The organism is Pseudomonas sp. BTN1 (assembly GCF_001907715.1).
In the GTDB taxonomy this organism is placed as follows: Bacteria; Pseudomonadota; Gammaproteobacteria; order Pseudomonadales; family Pseudomonadaceae; genus Aquipseudomonas; species Aquipseudomonas paracarnis.
The window spans coordinates 18,357-33,130 of the sequence record NZ_MPBM01000020.1 but is presented as its reverse complement, the minus strand read 5'-3'; the positions used below and the strand labels follow the sequence as shown (position 1 = coordinate 33,130).

Annotated in this window: 13 protein-coding genes; 5 read left to right on the top strand and 8 right to left on the bottom strand. The window is 61.9% G+C overall.

Annotated features, from left to right (window positions below):
- Positions 1-7: 7 nt before the first annotated feature.
- Complete coding sequence (gene cpaB / locus BMH52_RS09415; RefSeq protein ID WP_073843471.1) at positions 8-952, bottom strand: Flp pilus assembly protein CpaB; 945 nt, start codon at positions 950-952, stop codon at positions 8-10.
- A 335-nt stretch (positions 953-1,287) separates the two neighbouring features.
- On the opposite strand from cpaB, the gene BMH52_RS09410 reads away from it, so the two are divergent.
- Both BMH52_RS09410 and BMH52_RS09405 read left to right on the top strand, forming a co-directional pair.
- Complete coding sequence (locus BMH52_RS09410) at positions 1,288-1,485, top strand: Flp family type IVb pilin (RefSeq protein ID WP_003188231.1); 198 nt, start codon at positions 1,288-1,290, stop codon at positions 1,483-1,485.
- 53 nt (positions 1,486-1,538) lie between these two features.
- Positions 1,539-1,943, top strand: a complete 405-nt coding sequence (locus tag BMH52_RS09405; protein ID WP_073843469.1) for a response regulator — start codon at positions 1,539-1,541, stop codon at positions 1,941-1,943.
- A 632-nt stretch (positions 1,944-2,575) separates the two neighbouring features.
- Here BMH52_RS09405 and BMH52_RS09400 read toward each other — a convergent pair.
- The 4 genes from BMH52_RS09400 to BMH52_RS09380 all read right to left on the bottom strand — a co-directional run bounded on the left by BMH52_RS09400 (position 2,576) and on the right by BMH52_RS09380 (position 8,720).
- Positions 2,576-4,258, bottom strand: coding sequence for a ShlB/FhaC/HecB family hemolysin secretion/activation protein (locus tag BMH52_RS09400; protein ID WP_020302458.1), 1,683 nt, complete (start codon positions 4,256-4,258; stop codon positions 2,576-2,578).
- Positions 4,259-4,444: 186 nt separating this feature from the next.
- Positions 4,445-6,214 carry a collagen-like triple helix repeat-containing protein gene (locus BMH52_RS09395; RefSeq protein ID WP_083610635.1) on the bottom strand — a complete coding sequence of 590 codons (1,770 nt, stop codon included), beginning with the start codon at positions 6,212-6,214 and terminating at the stop codon, positions 4,445-4,447.
- A gap of 302 nt (positions 6,215-6,516) precedes the next feature.
- Complete coding sequence (locus BMH52_RS09385) at positions 6,517-7,365, bottom strand: MaoC/PaaZ C-terminal domain-containing protein (protein WP_073843467.1); 849 nt, start codon at positions 7,363-7,365, stop codon at positions 6,517-6,519.
- Between the two features lie 2 nt (positions 7,366-7,367).
- The gene (locus tag BMH52_RS09380; RefSeq protein WP_014716759.1) at positions 7,368-8,720 is read right to left on the bottom strand and encodes a 3-oxoacyl-ACP reductase; all 1,353 of its coding nucleotides are present in this window, start codon (positions 8,718-8,720) and stop codon (positions 7,368-7,370) included.
- 113 nt (positions 8,721-8,833) lie between these two features.
- Between BMH52_RS09380 and BMH52_RS09375 the strand changes: the two genes are divergently transcribed.
- Positions 8,834-10,111: an acetyl-CoA C-acetyltransferase gene (locus tag BMH52_RS09375; RefSeq protein WP_032902907.1), complete on the top strand. Its 1,278-nt coding sequence runs from the start codon at positions 8,834-8,836 to the stop codon at positions 10,109-10,111.
- Positions 10,112-10,245: 134 nt separating this feature from the next.
- A complete protein-coding gene (locus BMH52_RS09370) occupies positions 10,246-11,145 on the top strand; it encodes a PA4780 family RIO1-like protein kinase (protein ID WP_014716761.1) in 900 nt (299 codons plus the stop codon).
- A 218-nt stretch (positions 11,146-11,363) separates the two neighbouring features.
- Here BMH52_RS09370 and cueR read toward each other — a convergent pair whose 3' ends face one another.
- From cueR to BMH52_RS09350, 3 genes are all read right to left on the bottom strand, one after another.
- Entirely contained in the window at positions 11,364-11,765 is a 402-nt protein-coding gene (gene cueR, locus BMH52_RS09360; protein ID WP_014716762.1) for a Cu(I)-responsive transcriptional regulator, read from the bottom strand.
- Positions 11,762-13,963, bottom strand: a complete 2,202-nt coding sequence (locus tag BMH52_RS09355; RefSeq protein WP_073843465.1) for a cation-translocating P-type ATPase — start codon at positions 13,961-13,963, stop codon at positions 11,762-11,764. The genes cueR and BMH52_RS09355 overlap by 4 nt, the downstream gene beginning before the upstream one ends.
- A gap of 66 nt (positions 13,964-14,029) precedes the next feature.
- On the bottom strand, positions 14,030-14,410 hold the full coding sequence (locus BMH52_RS09350; RefSeq protein ID WP_073843463.1) for a hypothetical protein: 381 nt from the start codon (positions 14,408-14,410) through the stop codon (positions 14,030-14,032).
- 147 nt (positions 14,411-14,557) lie between these two features.
- On the opposite strand from BMH52_RS09350, the gene BMH52_RS09345 reads away from it, so the two are divergent.
- Entirely contained in the window at positions 14,558-14,755 is a 198-nt protein-coding gene (locus BMH52_RS09345; RefSeq protein ID WP_014716765.1) for a heavy-metal-associated domain-containing protein, read from the top strand.
- Positions 14,756-14,774: the final 19 nt, after the last annotated feature.

Here is a 14,774-nt window from a genome sequence, read left to right as displayed (position 1 = left end):
TGTTCAATCAGGGGGTAGGTTGTGCCGCCGCCGCGCCGCGAATCACTTCGACGCCCCGACGCTGGCCGGTGTCGGCCCCCGCGGGGGTGATTTTTTTTGGCGGGCCGCTGAGGGCCAATTGGGTGAATTGGTAGAGGTCGCGGTTGGCGCTTTGCACCTTGTCCGGGGTGTCGCTTTCGCCGGCCCAGTAGCGGCTGAGCAATTGTTCGTCGGCACTGCGCACGGCCAGGCGCAGCGTGCCGGCTTGGGAGGCGAGCATCAGTCGGCTCAGCAAGGGTTCGGGCACCGCCAGCACCACACTGCGCGCGGCAGTGCGGCGTTGGGCAGCCTGGGCGCGTTCTTCGGCGGTGGCGGGTGGCGGCACGGCCGGGGTGCCGTCGTTGGCCAAGCCCAACTGGTCGCCGACGCTGAGCAGGCGAATCGCTGGGATGACCACCTGCGCCGACTGCTCGGCATTGGCATTGTCCTGGCGCAAGAACAGCAAGACATCGACGTAATCGCCGGGGCTCAACTGGCCACCGGCACCGATGACCTCATCGACGGCGACGGCCAGTGCGCGTTCGTTTGTACGAATCATGCGGGCCAGGGGGCCACCGGCGGTGAAGCTCTCATCATTGAGCCAGGTGCCGGCACCCAGGGCCCGCAAGGGCGTGCGGCCGATGGCCTGGTCAACGCTGGTCAGGCTGCCAGCCGGCACGGTGCGCAGTTTTTCCACGGCGACATCGGCAGCGGTGAGGGGCACAAAAGGCGCAACCGCGTGCACCAGCACCACGACCGGCTGGCGGGTCTGGTCTTCCACGACAGCAACGGTTTTTTCAACGGAAATGACAGGTGTTGGCGAGGGCGCTACGGCGGGTGCCGGCGGACGGCTCAGCACCAGGCCCCAATACCCTGCAACCAGGGCTCCGATAAGCAGCAAGCCAGCCAGGACCATGCTGATACGACTGTTCATGACGGCGCTCCCTATCCTGTTGCACTGCTTTTATTCCCGTTAATCCAAACGAGTTAAATTCGCAACTGGGCTGTGATGAACAACTAACGATTTGGCTATTTGAAGGTAGCCCAGCTAGGACAAATTGCCATTACTGAATGAAAATTTATCTGCGCGGTTAAAGCAGGGGCTGTAAATAACGGATTTGTGGGGCTGGCGCGGCGACTAATACTTTATGATTAATTCGTTCTTACAGTTGTGAGTGTTAAATTTGTTGACAATGCTCTAGTGGCACACGGCAATCATTGTGCGGGCCAGCTGTATCGGCGCTTTATGGCGCATGAAGGAGATCTCATATGATCCTTGACCTGTTCTTGAAATTTTACATTCACGCTCAGTTATTCCTGCGCCGTAGAGACGGGGCGTCGGCCATTGAATATGTGATTATTGTGGCGATAGTTGCGTTGGTTATCATTGGCTTTGGCACTGGACTTGGCGATAAAATCAAAGGTGTCTTCCAGAAAGTGTCAGACGCCTTGCCGGCGGCGACTTAACATGCAGCGTTGTCTGTAATTGTTTTGGCGATTCTCTTTATAAGGTACCGCCCATGACCCACCGTTCGTCATCCCGCCAACAAATCCTATTGGTGGATGACGAGGAGGATGCGCTGATCGAGTTGGCCGAATCCCTCGAAAACGAGGGATTCGTCTGTTTTACCGCGACTTCCGTCACCTTCGCCTTGCAAGAATTGACACTTCACCCCGATATCGCCCTGGTCATCACCGATCTGCGCATGCCCGAGGAAAGCGGTATCTCCTTGATCAAGCGCCTGCGCGAACACACCTCACGCTCGCATTTGCCTGTGATCGTGATGTCGGGTCATGCAGAAATGGATGATGTCAGCGATATGCTGCGCTTGCAGGTGCTGGATCTGTTTCGCAAGCCGATCTACCTGGCTCGCTTGCTCGATACCCTCAATAGCCTGTTTCCCCTCTCTACACCTGGTCGGTAACGGACCGGCACCGCTTATTAAATGTGGGAGCTGGCTTGCCTGCGATAGCGGTGGCTCAGTTAAATATTCATTGACTGACACACCGCCTTCGCGAGCAAGCCCGCTCCCACATTTGGCTCGTGGGGTGCCAGGCACTTAGTCGCCGACTGTCCGGCCCTCATCGCAGGCAAGCCAGCTCCCACCGTTTGATCGCGGGGGCTCAGGTAGAGAGGTTTCGGCTGTCAAGCCGCAGGGATCTGTCGGGCACTGATTCTGTGAGCAACACAGACCCTTGTGGGAGCTGGCTTGCCTGCGATAGCGGTGGCTCAGTTAAATATTCATTGACTGACACACTGCCTTCGCGAGCAAGCCCGCTCCCACATTTGGCTCGTGGGGTGCCAGGCACTTAGTCGCCGACTGTCCGGCCCTCATCGCAGGCAAGCCAGCTCCCACCGTTTGATTGCGGGGGCTCAGGTAGAGGGGGCTCGGCTGTCAGGTCGCTGGGATCTGTGTCGGGCACTGATTCTGTGAGCAACACAGACCCTTGTGGGAGCTGGCTTGTCTGCGATAGCGGTGGTTCAGTTAAAGATTCATTGACTGACACACTGCCTTCGCGAGCAAGCCCGCTCCCACGTTGATTACAGGTGCCCTCATCACAGTTGATAACTGAAACTCAGCGTATATCGCGGCCTGCGATTAAAGCTGTCCAGGGCGATATCCGACATTGGCTTGGCCGCCTCCAGCGCGATGTTGTAGTACTTCTTGTCGCCAAAACGTAAACCCACCGCCGCCGAGGACATGTCGTTGGCCTTGACCGGCAGGTCGTTGAACCAGGATTTGGCGCGGTCGACTACGACGTAGGGTTGCAGGATCTTCACCCAGTTGCCGGTGCGGTTGAAGCTGTAGTTGACCTCGTACGCCACCCCCCAGCCCTTGTCGCCCGAGCCTTGGTCGTCCGGGTAGCCACGGCCGAAATTCTGCCCGCCGAAGGTCGCGCGCTCGCTGTCGGGCAGGGTGTTGTCGCTCCAGTACAGCGCACCCGACAACACGCCTTGCCAGTTGTCGAAGAACTTGTCGCTTTGCACGCCGGAAAGGCGCAGGCGGAAGAAGTCGAGGTCGGGTTTGGCCACGCCCAGGTCACTGCGGGCCTTGGCGCCCAGACCGTCGATGCCCTGGTACAGACCACCACTGATGATGCGCAGGCGTTGCGCGTCGGCTTTGCGCCAATCGCCTTCGAAGGCCAGGGCGCGCAGGTTGGATTCGATGTCGAAACGCAGCGGGTAGCCCACCAGTTTATAGCGCGTGGTCTGGTCGACCGCGTACAGGCGCGTGCCCAGGGTGAGCGACTCGGTGGGGGAGGCGATGAACGGATGGCTCAGGCCAATGGAGTAGCGGTCGATGGACTGGTGCGGCTTGAGTTCGAAACCGCCATCCAGTTGCACGCTGCTGTTGGGGTCGGCGCGATAGCGTTCGGCGGCGAGCGCCAGTTGGGTGCCCTCGGCGTTGATGAACTGGTTGTAGTCCACACGGTAGTAGTGTTCTTTGTCCTCGCCGGGTGGGAACAGGCCGCTGACGCTGAGCTGCTCGCCCATGGACGTCTGGGAATTGCTGGTGGCGCTCAGCAACGCTTGCGTGCCGCCACGGCTTTTTTGCACCAGGCTCATGCTGGTGGTGAAAGGTTTGCGGCTGGCCTGGATCTGCATGTGCGTGGCGCCATCAGTGGTGCCCGGTGGCGGCACTTGCGCCTGTACGCTGAGGCCGGGGATGCGGCTCATCAGCGTGGTGTAGCGCTCGAAAGTCTTGCGGGTCAGCGGGCGCTCAGCCAGGAGCTTCTGCGCGAGTTTATCGACGTAGGCCGACACCGAACCGATGTCGCCGGTTTGTTGATAGTCCTTGATGTAGCCCTCCACCAGTACCACGCGGACCAGGCCGTTTTCGAAATTCTGTTGCGGCAGGAACGCGTAGGACAGCAGGTAGCCATCCTCCTGGTAACGGCGGGTGATCCCACGGGTCGCTTCAATCAGTTGGGCGAGGTTGGTTTCTCGCCCAATCAACGGCGCATACACCTGTGCCGTCTCGGCGAGCGGGTAGACCGTTCCGCCTTCGATCTGCAACTTTCGAATAGTGACCTTGGTGTCCATCAACAGCGGCTGGCCGGCAGTCGGTGGCGCTTCAGGTACCTGGGTTTTCGACGAGGGTGGTCGGTAGGCGTCGGCGGGCAGGTTGGGCACCGGCAGGGTGCGGACAGTGTCGTTGCTGTTAAGAAAGCTGGGAAGGGTCTCGGCCTGGACGTAGGCACTGAGGGTGAGCAATAACAACGGCGTCAACACGCGCATAGGACACTCCATGGTCAACTGCAGCAGCGCTTCGGGCCCGCCGGGTTCTGGGACTCGGTTCGGGAGGGCGGCGATTGATAAAGCGTGTCGCCGCCCATAAAAAAGACGAGAGACTTATTAAAGGTCTCTCGTCTCAACCAAGCGTAGGCGCTGTAGGGGAGGCCGTCTAATCGGCCAGGTGCATTTCTATTTGCCGGTCAGGCCGTTCAACAAACCGCCCAGACCGCCAGTGGCCGTAGTGCCGCCTGTGGTTGTGGCCGTGCCGGTTGCTGTGGCGGTGGTGCCGATATTCAGGCCACCGAGCAAACCACCGCTGGTGCCGCCAGTGGTGCCGCCCGTCACCAGGCCACCCACCGAGGCGACGGTGCCGCCGACCGCTGTGACGGTGGTGCCTACCGCGTTGGTGATCGGGTTGGCGTTGGCCGCCGTCAGGTTGGTACCCAAGCTGCTGACTGCGCCGCCGACTTGAGTGACCAAACCATTCACCGGAGCACCCACACCGGTAGTCGTGCCGATGGTTTGCGTCAGGTTGGTGACGCCGCTGGTCACAGGATTGAGCGCTGCGCCGACATTGGCCGCCACGGTGGCGACCGGTGCGGTAGCTGCGGTGTTTGCTACACCTGTGCCACCCAGCACAGTGCCCAGCGACGCAACGGTGCCGCCGACTGCACCACCGGTCACACCCGCTGCACTGACAGTGCCGTTGGTGTTGCCCACGTTCAGGCCGGTACCCACGTTAGCCACCAGGCCACCCACCAGCTCTGGAATGCCGGGAGCCGAGGTGCCACCGGTTGGGGCCACATAACCGCCCGATTTATCCAGTGTGCCACCGACGCCAGTGAGCACGGTGCCGACAATACCGGTGACCGGGTTGCCCGTGCCGCCAGTGCTGGCGACTTGAGTACCCAGGCCAGTGACAGCCGAACCGACTTTATCCAGTACGCCATTGAGTGGAGCGCCCAGGCCGGTTGCGTTGCCCAGGTTGCCGGTGGTGTTTTCCACCAGCGACACTACAGGCACCACTACTTTGCTGCCTAAGGTATTGGTCAATGAACCCAGTGGGCCCGTGGTGCTGGCCGTGCTGAGGGTATCGCCGAGCATGGTGACGGTGGTGCCGACTTTATCCACAACGCCACCTACCGCAGTGCCTACTCCGCCTGTCACACCGCCGACGACGGGTACTCCCCCGAGGGTGGTTGACAGTGATTGGCCGGTGGTCGAGAGGCCGCCGCCCAAATCGGCCACCCCATTACCTACGCCTGCTACCGTGGTGCCCAGGGAGTTGGTGTTGGTGCCCAGTGAGCCCAAGCCGGCGGTTACGCCAGTGCCGATGCTGTTAACAGCGGTGCCTGCCGAGGTGACCAGGCCGCCAGCGGTTGCGCCGACGATGGGTACGCCATTCAACGTCGAACCCAGGTTACCGACCGCTGTACCGACATTGCCGACTGTGGTGCCAAGGGTGCCGGCGATCTGGCCGGTGACCAATGGGGTGGTTGTCGAACCAGTGCCGCCGCCAGTGCCGCCACCAGTACCACCGCCAGTGCCGCCGCCGGTGCCGCCACCAGTACCACCGCCAGTGCCGCCGCCGGTGCCGCCACCAGTACCACCGCCCGTGCCGCCACCAGTACCACCGCCGGTGCCGCCGTCACCACCGCCCGTGCCACCACCGGTCCCACCGCCAGTTCCGCCGTCACCGCCGCCCGTGCCACCACCGGTTCCACCGCCAGTGCCGCCGTCACCGCCGCCTGTGCCACCACCGGTCCCTCCGCCTGTACCGCCATCACCGCCACCAGTACCTCCTCCTGTGCCGCCTCCGGCGCCTGCACCCGCATCCGGCGATGACGCCGCCACGCTGGATTTATGCCCGCCACCACCGCTGCTGCAGCCGCCCAGGCTCATTGCCAGAACGAGGGCCAGCGCGGTACTTGCTTTCCAAAACACGACTTGAGTTTTCATGATTGAGTTCCTTGCACCTGGTACAACCTTGGTTGTTTCAAACCCTCGTTATTTCTTTGGATAACGATAGGTTTGTCCGTGTGGCTATCTCAGGCCAGGGCACTCTTTCACGCAATGCTCAACTTGGTATTAACGATTTATATACACCCGGGCTTAGTCGGCTTAGGAACTAATACCAAAGGTGTAATGGGAGGGTGTTTCGGATTGTTTAGATGATTAAAATCAAAGGCTTGTAAAAAACGGCGGACCTCTCAAGGTCCGCTATAACTTAGGGTGTATATATACAATTAATCAGGGGGTTTTCAGGAAATCGGCTGCCACTTGCCCCGCATGTGTTGAATATCCCCAGCGCCTTTGAGTTCCAACCCTCCGCTGGAACCGGCCGCGCTACTTATTAATATCACTTCACTGGGCAGGCGCACCGGCTTCATGAACTCGACGTCAATTTCAATATTGGCGGCCGGCAAGTGTTCTGCCAGCGCCGCGAGGGTGCGGGCCTTGTTCCACAACCCGTGGGCGATGGCCTGGGGAAAACCGAACAGCTTGGCGGTAGGCGCACTAAGGTGGATGGGGTTGTAGTCGCCAGACACGCGTGCGTAGCGGCGGCCTATGTCAGTGGGCGCTTTCCAGCGCGTCAATTCGGTGAGCGTGCCTGGGGTTTGCAATCCGCTCTCCAGGGCTTCGCCTTCCAGCTTCACGCCCCGGCATAACATTTGGCTTTCGGCTTCCCACAAGAGCCCAAGGGCATCCTCTATAACGGTGACGATGTCAAAGGTGGCCCCCTTGGGATGGGGGCTGAGATTGCGTGCGTAGACACCGACACTCACGTCACCGACTCCACCTAAAGGCCGATGAATACGGATGCGATTGCGCAGGTGGATCAACCCCAGCAGCGGAAATGGAAAAGTCTTGTCCGTCAGCAATTGCAGTTGCAGGCCGAACGCGAGGATATGCGGATAAGTCGCGGGCAGCATCGGGCTGTCAGCAAAGCCGCATACCTTGCGATAAGCCGCAACCGCGCCGGGATTGACACTCATCCGGCAGCGCAACCCACGTTCGGGCAATGTGCTGCCGGTGATCTTGCGCTTGAGCGCCGCGTGCCAATACAGCGGCAGTAGAGACGGGGTGCTGTCCAACGTTTGCCATTGCATGCTTACGCTCCCAGAAGACTTTGCCCACACACTCGCAGCGTCTGGCCGCTGACCGCACCGGAGCCCGGCTGGCTCAGCCAGGCGACGGCTTCGGCCACATCCTGGGGCAAGCCACCTTGACCCAGGGAACTCATGCGGCGCCCGGCCTCACGCAGGGCGAAGGGGATATGCGCGGTCATCTGGGTTTCGATAAACCCAGGCGCAACGGCGTTGATGCTGATCCCACGTTCCTTCAACAGCGGCGCCCAGGCTTGAGCCAGGCCGATCAATCCGGCCTTGCTTGCGGCATAGTTGGTTTGCCCACGATTGCCGGCGATGCCACTGATGGAGGCCAGCAACACCACCCGAGCGTTGTTTTGCAGGGTGTCGTTGTCGAGCAGGGCCTTGGTCAGCACTTGCGCAGCCTTGAGGTTGACCGCCAGCACTGCGTCCCAGTATTCCGGGGTCATGTTGGCCAGGGTTTTGTCGCGGGTGATGCCGGCGTTGTGCACCAGGATGTCGAGCCCGTCTGGCAGGTGCTCGATCAGTTGGCGTGCGGCATCTTCAGCGCAGATATCCAGCACCACCGTGCGCGCATTCAGGCGTGCGGCCAGGGCTTCAAGGTCGGCCTTGGCCTGGGGCACATCGAGCACAATGACCTCGGCGCCGTCGCGGGCCAGGGTTTCGGCGATGGAGGCACCGATGCCTCGAGCGGCGCCGGTAACCAATGCCTTGCGCCCGGCCAGCGGGCGCGTCCAATCTTGCACCGGCGTATCGCAGGCCGCCAGGCGAATCACCTGGCCGGAGATATAAGCGCTTTTGGGCGAGAGGAAAAACCGCAGCGCGCCTTCCAACTGGTCTTCGGCGCCGTCGCCCACGTACAGCAACTGCAGCACGCCACCGCTGCGCAGCTCCTTGGCCAGGGAGCGGCTGAAGCCTTCCAGGGCGTGCTGGGCGCTAGCGGCGAAGGGGTCGCTGAGACTTTCCGGCGCTCGGCCAAGGATTACCAGGTGTGCACTGTGGTCGAGATTTTTCAGCAGCGGTTGGAAGAATTCGCGCAGTTGCTTGAGCTGCTCGGTGTGTTGCAAAGCACTGGCGTCGAACACCACCGCCTTGAGCTTGGGGCCGTGTCCTGGAATCCACGCGGGCGCTGTCGAGGCTTCGGCGCCGTAGCTGTAGACGGCGTCGGTGAGTCGGTTGGCAAACGCCAGCACCTGGGTTGCCAATGCGCCACCGCCCAGCAGCAGGGCGCCTTCGACCGGGCGCAGGCGCCCGGCTTGCCAGCGTTCCAGGCGTACCGGTGACGGCAGGCCAATGGCGGCGACCAGGCGATGGCCGAGGCTTGAGTTGGCGAAGTCGATATAACGGTCAGACATGGAACGCTCTCCGAAGGCTGGGGTTCAAAGGTTGACCACCCTGGGGTGGCAGTCGTTCGATTGAGCCTAGGCTAGGCTTGATGATTCCACCCACCACCACAAGGGAGCTTTCCATGACTCAATTGCGCCGTGTAGCGATCATTGGCGGTAACCGCATTCCTTTCGCCCGTTCCAATGGCCCCTATGCCACGGCGAGTAACCAGGCGATGCTGACTGCCGCGCTGGAGGGCCTGATCGAGCGCTACAACCTGCACGGCCTGCGCATGGGCGAGGTGGCCGCCGGCGCGGTGCTCAAGCACTCCCGTGATTTCAACCTGACGCGTGAATGCGTGCTCGGCTCGCGCCTGTCACCGCAAACCCCTGCGTACGACATCCAGCAAGCATGCGGCACCGGGCTGGAGGCGGCGCTGCTGGTGGCCAATAAAATCGCCCTGGGCCAGATTGAATGCGGCATTGCCGGCGGGGTGGACACCACCTCGGATGCACCGATTGGTGTGAATGAAGGGCTGCGCAAGATCCTGCTGCAAGCCAACCGCAGCAAATCCCTGGGAGATAAATTAAAACTCCTGTTACAACTTCGTCCTCATCACCTCAAGCCGGAACTGCCGCGCAACGGCGAACCGCGCACCGGTTTGTCCATGGGGCAGCACTGCGAGCTGATGGCCCAGACCTGGCAGATCCCCCGCGCCGAGCAGGACCAGCTTGCGCTGGAGAGCCACCAGAAGATGGCGGCGGCCTACGCCGAAGGCTGGCACAACGATTTGCTCACGCCCTTTCTCGGCCTCACCCGCGACAACAACCTGCGCCCCGACCTGACCCTGGAAAAACTCGCCAGCCTCAAGCCGGCCTTCGAGCGCAGCGAAAAGGGCACGCTCACCGCCGGTAACTCCACGCCCCTGACCGATGGTGCCTCTCTGGTGCTGCTGGGCAGCGAGGCGTGGGCCAAGGAGCGCGGCCTGCCGATCCTGGCTTACCTGCGCGATGGCGAAGCAGCGGCGGTGGATTTCGTCCACGGCGCCGAGGGCCTGTTGATGGCGCCGGTGTATGCGGTGCCACGCTTGCTGGCGCGTAACGGCCTGACCTTGCAGGACTTTGATTACTACGAGATCCACGAAGCCTTCGCCGCCCAAGTGCTGTGCACGCTCAAGGCCTGGGAAGACGCCGACTATTGCAAGACCCGCCTGGGCCTGGACGCACCGCTGGGGTCGATCGACCGCAGCCGGCTCAACGTCAAGGGCAGTTCCCTGGCGGCGGGCCATCCGTTTGCCGCCACCGGTGGGCGGATCGTCGCCAACTTGGCTAAATTGTTGGATGCGGCGGGCAAGGGCCGTGGGCTGATTTCCATCTGTGCCGCCGGTGGCCAAGGCGTGACGGCGATTATCGAACGCTGATTGCCGATAAAATTGGCCCATTGAATGCATTCTCAAGGGGTCAGAGGTCAGTAGCCTCTCCCCCCGGCGAGCCGATTGCCGTATAACGAGTTCCACACGCGTGTTTGGTAATACAGGACCCACAATAAAAGCTGATGAAGACTCCTAAACGCATTGAACCCCTGATCGAAGACGGTCTGGTCGACGAAGTGCTGCGCCCTCTGATGAGTGGTAAAGAAGCAGCTGTTTATGTGGTGCGCTGCGGCAATGAATTGCGTTGCGCCAAGGTTTACAAGGAGGCGAATAAACGAAGTTTTCGTCAGGCATCCGAATACCAGGAAGGCCGTAAGGTCCGTAACAGCCGCCAGGCACGAGCCATGGCCAAGGGCTCCAAGTTCGGCAAGAAAGAAACCGAAGATGCCTGGCAGAACGCGGAAGTGGCGGCGCTGTTTCGCCTGGCCGGTGCGGGCGTTCGCGTGCCCCAGCCGTTCGACTTTCTCGAAGGCGTGCTGTTGATGGAACTGGTGGCCGACGAATACGGCGATGCGGCGCCGCGTCTGAATGACGTCGTGCTGGAGCCGGACCAGGCGCGCGAATACCACGCCTTCCTGATCTCCCAGATCGTGCTGATGCTGTGCACCGGCCTGGTGCACGGTGACCTGTCCGAGTTCAACGTACTGCTCACGCCTACGGGCCCGGTAATCATCGACCTGCCCCAGGCGGTGGATGCGGCGGGTAACAACCACGCGTTCAGCATGCTGGAGCGCGACGTTGGCAACATGGCTTCCTACTTCGGGCGTTTTGCCCCGGAGTTGAAGAAAACCAAGTACGCCAAGGAAATGTGGGCGCTGTATGAAGCCGGCACCTTGCACCCGGCCAGTGTATTGACCGGTGAGTTCGACGAACCGGAAGAACTGGCGGATGTGGGCGGTGTGATCCGCGAAATCGAAGCGGCGCGGCTGGATGAAGAGCGTCGCCAGGCGATTCGCGCAGCGGATGACGCGCCACCGAGCAAAGTGCCGGACGAGCCACCGCCGCCGCCTTGGATGCAGTAACTCACAATGTGGGAGCTGGCTTGCCTGCGATGCAGGCACCTTGGTGTATCAGTGACACCGAGGTGATGCTATCGCAGGCAAGCCAGCTCCCACATTGATCGTTCCCACGCTCTGCGTGGGAATGCATCCCTGGACGCTCTGCGTCCCAAAGCGTGACGCGGAGCGTCGAAAGCGGCATTCCCACGCGGAGCGTGGGAGCGATCATTGCGTACGGTCTGTCAGGCGCAGCAGTTGCCCGCGGCCAACTCCTTGAGGATCGGGCAATCGGGCCGGTGATCGCCTTGGCAGTGCTCCATCAGGTCCTGCAAGGTATCGCGTAGTTGCCCCAGCTCACGAATCTTGTGGTTCAGCTCGTCGATGTGCTGGCGCGCCAGGGCTTTTACGTCGGCGCTGGCCCGCTGCCGGTCCTCCCACAGGGTCAGTAACTTGCCGACTTCTTCCAGTGAAAACCCCAGGTCCCGCGAGCGCTTGATGAACGTCAGGGTGTGCAGGTCGTCGTGGCCGTACACCCGGTAGCCGCTGTCGGTGCGGTGGGCGGTTTTCAGCAGGCCAATGGCTTCGTAGTAGCGAATCATCTTCGCGCTTAGCCCGCTGGTGCGGGCGGCTTGGCCGATGTTCATGGGCGTTGATCCTCCAAGTCCTTGGGTTTCCAGGTTTTCAACAGCAGGGCATTACTCACCACGCTGACGCTGGACAAGGCCATGGCGGCGCCAGCCAGTACCGGGTTGAGCAGGCCGAAGGCGGCCAGGGGAATGCCGATCAAGTTATACACAAAGGCCCAGAACAGATTCTGTCGAATTTTCGCGTAGGTCTTGCGGCTGATCTCCAGGGCGGCCGGCACCAGGCGCGGGTCGCCACGCATCAAGGTGATACCGGCGGCGTGCATGGCCACGTCGGTGCCGCCGCCCATGGCGATGCCGATATCGGCAGCGGCCAGGGCTGGTGCATCGTTGATACCGTCGCCGACCATGGCCACCACGCCGGTTTTTTTCAGCTCGGCCACGGCAGCGGCTTTATAGGCGGGCAGTACTTCGGCATGCACATCGTCGATGCCCAAGGCCTCGGCCACCACCCGTGCACTGCCGTGGTTATCGCCGGTGATCAGGTGGCTGCTGATGTGCTGCGCCTTGAGTTGTTGCACGGCTTGCAACGCGCCGGGCTTGAGCGTGTCGCCAAAGGCAAACAGCCCCAGCACGCGCGGCTGCGCACCTTGCTCGATCAGCCAGGACAAGGTGCGGCCTTCGGCTTCCCACTCCTTGGCTCGCGGGCCCAAGTCGCCTGCGTCCAGGCCGGTTTCTTCCAGCAAGCGGCGATTGCCCAGCGCCAGTGGCCGACCGTCGAGCGTACCGGCAATGCCGCGCCCGGTGAGGGATTGGCTGGCGCTCACATCGGCCACGTCCAAGCCTCTTTTGCGGCAAGCATCCAGCACGGCCTTGGCCAGTGGGTGCTCACTGCCGCGCTGCAAGGCGCCGGCCTGTTGCAACAATAGGGCTTCGTCACCATCCACGGCCGCCAAATGCGCAATGTTGGGCGCGCCTGAGGTGAGGGTGCCGGTTTTGTCGAACACCACGGCGCTCACGGCGTGGGCACGCTCCAGGGCTTCGGCGTCCTTGATCAAAATGCCATGGCGCGCGGCGACGCCGGTGCCGGCCATGATCGCGGTCGGCGTGGCCAGGCCCAAGGCACAAGGGCAGGCGATCACCAATACGGCGACCGCATTGATGATGGCGGTTTCCAGGGAGGCGCCGTACAGCCACCAGCCCACGACGGTAATCAGCGCCAATACCAGCACGGCCGGCACGAACACCTGGCTGACTTTATCCACCAGTTTCTGAATCGGTGCCTTGGCGGCCTGGGCGTCTTCGACCAGGCGGATGATGCGCGCCAGTACACTTTCTGCGCCCAGGGCCAGGGTGCGCACCAGCAAACGGCCTTCACCGTTGATGGCGCCACCGGTGACCGCATCGCCGGGTTGTTTGGGCACCGGCAGGCTTTCGCCACTGATCAGCGCTTCATCGGCATGGCTCAGGCCTTCCACCACTTCACCGTCCACCGGGAAGCGTTCGCCGGGTTTGACCAGCACCAGGTCACCGTGCTTCAACGCACTGATGGCGACGTCTTCTTCGCGGCCGTCCTGCACGCGGATCGCCCGTTCCGGCCGCAAGGCTTCAAGGGCGCGGATGGCGCTGGCGGTCTGGCGCTTGGCGCGGCTTTCCAGGTATTTGCCCAGCAGTACCAAGGCGATTACCACCGCCGAGGCTTCGAAGTACAGGTGCGGCGTCACGCCTGGGGCGGCGGTGAGCCATTCATAGATACTCAGGCCGTAGCCGGCACTGGTGCCGATCGCCACCAGCAGGTCCATATTGCCGGCGCCGGCGCGCACGGCTTTCCACGCGGCGACATAAAAGCGCGCGCCCAGGATGAATTGCACCGGTGTGGCCAGGGCAAACTGTATCCAGGCGGGGAGCATCCAGTGCAGGCCGAAGGGTTCTACCAGCATCGGCAGCACCAAGGGCAACGCCAGCAGAATGCCCGCCACCAGCGACCAGCGCTCGCGGCGCAGGCGTCGGGCTTGATCGGCGTCGGTGGCGGTTTCGCTTTGGGGCAGGGTGGCGGTGTAGCCGGCTTTGTCGACAGCGGCGATCAGCACGCTGGGGTCCATCTGGCCCTGTACTTCGATGTGCGCGCGTTCATTGGCCAGGTTGACGCTGACACGTTGCACGCCCGGCACCTTGCCCAGCGCGCGTTCGACCCGCCCGGCACAGCTGGCACAGGTCATGCCGCCGATGGGCAGGTCAAAGGTGGTGGATCCATTCATGGGGCAGTCCTCCAGAAGAAGTTGCCACTAGGATCAACCTTAACCTGTGGGGAAGGTCAAGCCCCTTCAGTATTCCAATGCCGCGGCTTTGAGGTACATGCCGTCCGGGCCCTGGGCAATGCGTAATTTGCGTACGTCACCGGCTTTCAAGGTGATGTTCTGCGCGGGTGGCGCGAGCATGCCTGGCAGACAGCCGGGGGCCTGGCTCGGCAACACTTTCAGGCGCAACGACACATCGCCAGGGGGAAGGTTGAAGGCGGTGGCCTGTTCCTGGAACAGACGCCCGGCCAGTTGGTCCTGGATATACAGGCCGATCTCGCAGTGGGTCGGCACTTCCAGGCGTTCGCGGGAAATAATCAGCACCGCATAATCTTCAGCAGCGAGGGCCTGGGGCGCAGCGGCAGGCAAGCTCATCAGGCCGGCAAGGACAAAAAACAACCAGCGCATGGCGAATGCTCCGTGGTTCACAGCTAGGGAGGTTGAAGCTTGGCCGACGTCGCCGCCGAATACCAGCCCGGCAGAAATACTGAGAACTTGACCTTGCCATCATGGCAAGCTCGACACTGGGCTCAACCTCATCAAAGGAGTCATGTCATGCAAATATTCAGCGTTGAAGGAATGACCTGCGGCCACTGCGTTAAAGCGGTGACCCAGGCGGTACAGAGCAAGGATCCGGCGGCGAGTGTAAAGGTGGATTTGGCAGCGAAAGAAGTGGGTGTGGAAAGCCGCTTATCTGCAGATGACGTGATCGGCCTGATAACCGAAGAAGGCTACAGCGCCAAGCTGGCGTGATTTTTCTGATCGTTAGCCA